Source organism: Bradyrhizobium sp. SHOUNA76, assembly GCF_023006445.1.
In the GTDB taxonomy this organism is placed as follows: domain Bacteria; phylum Pseudomonadota; class Alphaproteobacteria; order Rhizobiales; family Xanthobacteraceae; genus Bradyrhizobium.
In genome coordinates this window covers 1-3,506 of the sequence record NZ_JALBHA010000598.1, presented here as the reverse complement: position 1 = coordinate 3,506, position 3,506 = coordinate 1, and the positions used below count along the sequence as shown (strand labels likewise).

Below are 3,506 nucleotides of genomic sequence, written 5' to 3'. Positions count from 1 at the left end.
GGGGTTCGCCCGCCCTGCTCCCACCTCTCGTGCACGACGCTGCCGCGTCCACCGCTCCCCGATCCGCGGCTCGTGACGACGTACGACCGCCCCTTTCGCCGGATCAGGATGGCCGACACATACGCCGAAACCGAATTTCGGTAAAGTGGAATATTTTCACGTCGGTGGATTGACAGCGGCCGACACAGGCACAATCGCGTGGCCCGGGTGAGCGAAGCGACACCCGGGATTGGTGCGGGGCAAAAGGTCCCGGATATCGCTCCGCTCATCCGGGCTGCGAAACCCACCCCGTTGCAATCGCGCTCGCCCAGCCAGGCATGCCCTTGCTGCGTGCCAATGCGGCCATGGCCGAAGGATCGTAGGGCACGTAGCGGATCGTCGCGGACCAGCCCGCTCCGGCATGTTCCAGGATGGCGTAGCACGCGTGCGGCGTGCCGACCTCGACCACGTAAGGAACGGGCGATTTCCCATCATAACCCGGCAATCCGACGCTGCCGGGATTGACCGCCAATCGTCCATCTCGAAACCGAACAACTCTTGCAATGTGCGTGTGTCCGCACAGGATGATTTCGGCATTGATCCCTGCGGCATCGACCTCGACCGCCTCGATCGGACTCGCGCGCACGCTGCCATCCGCGGTGATGGTATCGAGCCAGAAGGCGGCATCGTTGGTGGGCGAGGCGTGGCACAGCAACACCCGCTCCTTGTACATCAGTGTGGCGGGCATGCTTGCCAGCCACTCGAAATGCCTGCGATCGAGCTGCCGGAAATCGCTGCGCGCCGAGCCGCCCGCCTGCCAGAGCTCGACCAGGATTCGGTCCTGATCCCCGCGCACCGACGGAAAACCCCGCGCGATGAGGAGGTCTGCCGTTGCGGCCGCCTCGAGCGGTCCGCTGACATGGTCGCCGAGGTTCACGACCTCGTCGATGCCGAGCATAGCAATATCAGCAAGGACAGCTTCAAGCGCCGGACGATTCCCGTGCACATCCGCGATCGCAGCAAATTTCATATGGCCTTCCCCACTCGAGATGGCCGACAATTCACCCAATGCGGGACGATGCAGGGATAGCGGTTCTCTTTAGCTGCATTTGTAGAAGCGCCCGCAAGCTGAGTGTCAAATCGGCGCAGGCGGAACAATGGCACAACCAGGGTGCCGCGATCAAGCGACAGCTTCCGAGCTTCGACATCTTCGTTTACGATCCGGCCGAGCCACATCGTCGAGGACACCGGAATGCAGACCATCGGCCTGATCGGCGGCATGAGCTGGGAGAGCACCGCGCTCTACTACAAGCTCATCAATGAGCGGGTCCGCGACCGCATGGGCAAGCTGCATTCCGCTCCGCTGCTGATCTATTCCTACGATTTCGAGGCGATCAAGCAGATGCAGTACGCGGGCCGTTGGACGGAGGCGGCGGCCAGCCTGGCGGAGGTGGCGCGGCGGCTTGAAGGCGCCGGCGCACGGGCGATCGTGCTGTGCACGAACACGATGCACAAGCTGGCGCCTGAGATCATATCGAGCGTGACCGTTCCATTCATTCACCTTGGTGATGCCACGGCGCAACGGATCCGGGCGAAGGGATACCGGCGGGTCGGCCTCCTCGGCACGAAGTTCACGATGGAGGAAGACTTCTACATCGACCGGCTGCGCGCGCATGATCTCGACGTGCTGGTGCCTCCCACTGAGGCCCGCGCCGACGTGAACCGCATCATCTACGACGAGCTGTGCCTTGGAATCGTCGCCGATCCCTCGCGCCGTCGCTATCGGGAGGTAATGGCAGCGCTCGTCGCGGCCGGCGCCGAATGCATCATCCTCGGCTGCACCGAGATCACCATGCTGGTCGGCCCTGACGACACCTCGGTCGAGACGTTCGACACCACGGCGATTCACGCGGAGGCGGCGGCGGATTTCGCGATCGGGTAAAGCGCAGCCGGAATGACGATCCGTAGCCCGCATGAGCAAGCGACATGCGGGATCGATTGCCCCGGATATCGCTTCGCTCATCCGGGCTACTGCACCTGCCGCCTCAACGATGCTCGATCGCGCGGATCGCGCCACGGAGCTCGGCGAGGCCGCGCAGGCGGCCGATGGCGGTGTAGCCGGGGTTGGTGCGCTTGGTGGCGGCGAGATCATCCAACATGCGGTGACCGTGATCGGGACGGAACACGATCTGGCTGTCGGGCGAGCGCCGGGCGTTCTCCTTCAACAGCGCCTTCAGCACCGCGACCATGTCGACGTCGCCGTCGAGATGATCGGACTCGTAGAACGACAGCCCGTCGGCCTCGCGCTTGGTCGCGCGCAGATGGGCGAAGGCAATGCGCGGGCCGAAGCGCTCGGCCATCTCGGGCAGATTGTTCTGAGGCCGCACGCCGAGCGAGCCCGTGCACAGGCAGATGCCGTTCGCCTTGGACGGGACGGCGTCGAACAGCGCCTGATAATCGTCGGCCGAGGACGCAATGCGCGGCAGGCCGAACAGCGGGCGCGGCGGATCGTCCGGATGCAAGGTCAGGGACACCCCGAGCTGCTCGGCCACCGGCGTCACGCGCGCAAGGAATTCGGCGAGATGCTGCCGCAGAATCTTCGGCGTGATGTCGCGATAGGTCTCGAGCCGGTCGCGGAACTGCGGAATGGTCATCGGCTCGGTGGTCGAGCCCGGCAGCGCGCTGGCGATCACCATGACGAGATAATCGATATCGGCCTGGCTCATCTGGTCGAACAGCTTTTTCGCGCGCGCCTGCTGCTCGGACGAATATTCCTGCGCGGCAGCCGGGCGCTTGAGGATGTGGAGCTCGAACGCGGCAAAGCGGTCCTGGTCGAAGCGCATGGCGCGGGCGCCGTTCGGCAACTCCCATTCGAGATCGGTGCGACACCAGTCCACGACGGGCATGAAGTTGTAGCAGATGATCTTGATGCCGGAGGCGGCGACCGCCTCGAGGCTGGCGATCCACGCCTCGATGGACTGCGTCGCCTTGCCGCCGAGCCGCTTGACGTCGTCCGGGATCGGAATCGATTCCACCACCGACCATGTCAGCTGCGAGCGGCCGGGCTGGCCGTTCTCGATGAAGTTCTTGCGCTCCTCGACGGCCTTGCGTGTCCAGGCTTCGCCGATCGGCACTTGATGCAGCGCCGAGACGATATCGCTCGCCCCGGCCTGCCTGACATCGTCGAGCGAGACCGGATCGTCGGGCCCGTACCAGCGCCAACCTTCGAGCATCATGTGCAATCTCCAATCAATTCGCGGTCAGCACGACCTTGACGCTCTGCGAGCGGTCGAGCGCCAGCCTGAGCGCGTCCGGCGCGGTCGAGAGCGGCCGCTCGGCGGTGACCAGCGACAGCACGTCGATGCTGCCATTGGAGATCAGCTCCACGGCGGTTGCGAATTCGAAGCCGAACCGGAACGAGCCGCGCAGGTCGATCTCCTTGGCCATCACCGCATTGGACGGCGTCGGGATCTGGCCGCCCGGCAGGTTGCCGATCTGCACCACCACGCCGCCACGCCTGACGATGC

Annotated in this window: 3 protein-coding genes and 1 pseudogene; 1 reads left to right on the top strand and 3 read right to left on the bottom strand. The window is 64.8% G+C overall.

Features of this window, described 5'->3' with window-relative positions; genetic code table 11:
* Positions 1-265: 265 nt before the first annotated feature.
* The gene (locus tag MOV74_RS34015) at positions 266-1,009 is read right to left on the bottom strand and encodes a metallophosphoesterase (protein ID WP_246931355.1); all 744 of its coding nucleotides are present in this window, start codon (positions 1,007-1,009) and stop codon (positions 266-268) included.
* 222 nt (positions 1,010-1,231) lie between these two features.
* Between MOV74_RS34015 and MOV74_RS34010 the strand changes: the two genes are divergently transcribed.
* On the top strand, positions 1,232-1,921 hold the full coding sequence (locus MOV74_RS34010) for an aspartate/glutamate racemase family protein (protein ID WP_246931354.1): 690 nt from the start codon (positions 1,232-1,234) through the stop codon (positions 1,919-1,921).
* A 103-nt stretch (positions 1,922-2,024) separates the two neighbouring features.
* Here the strand turns inward: MOV74_RS34010 and uxuA are convergent, their stop codons facing one another.
* Both uxuA and MOV74_RS34000 read right to left on the bottom strand, forming a co-directional pair.
* Positions 2,025-3,215, bottom strand: coding sequence for a mannonate dehydratase (gene uxuA / locus MOV74_RS34005; protein ID WP_246931353.1), 1,191 nt, complete (start codon positions 3,213-3,215; stop codon positions 2,025-2,027).
* A gap of 13 nt (positions 3,216-3,228) precedes the next feature.
* A pseudogene (locus MOV74_RS34000) lies at positions 3,229-3,506 on the bottom strand (L-idonate 5-dehydrogenase); the annotation flags it as partial.

Bases quoted from the DNA above. Each gene is read 5' to 3' on its own strand.
- MOV74_RS34015 (WP_246931355.1), bottom strand. From the start codon at position 1,009: ATGAAATTTGCTGCGATCGCGGATGTGCACGGGAATCGTCCGGCGCTT.
- MOV74_RS34010 (WP_246931354.1), top strand. From the start codon at position 1,232: ATGCAGACCATCGGCCTGATCGGCGGCATGAGCTGGGAGAGCACCGCG.
- uxuA (WP_246931353.1), bottom strand. From the start codon at position 3,215: ATGATGCTCGAAGGTTGGCGCTGGTACGGGCCCGACGATCCGGTCTCG.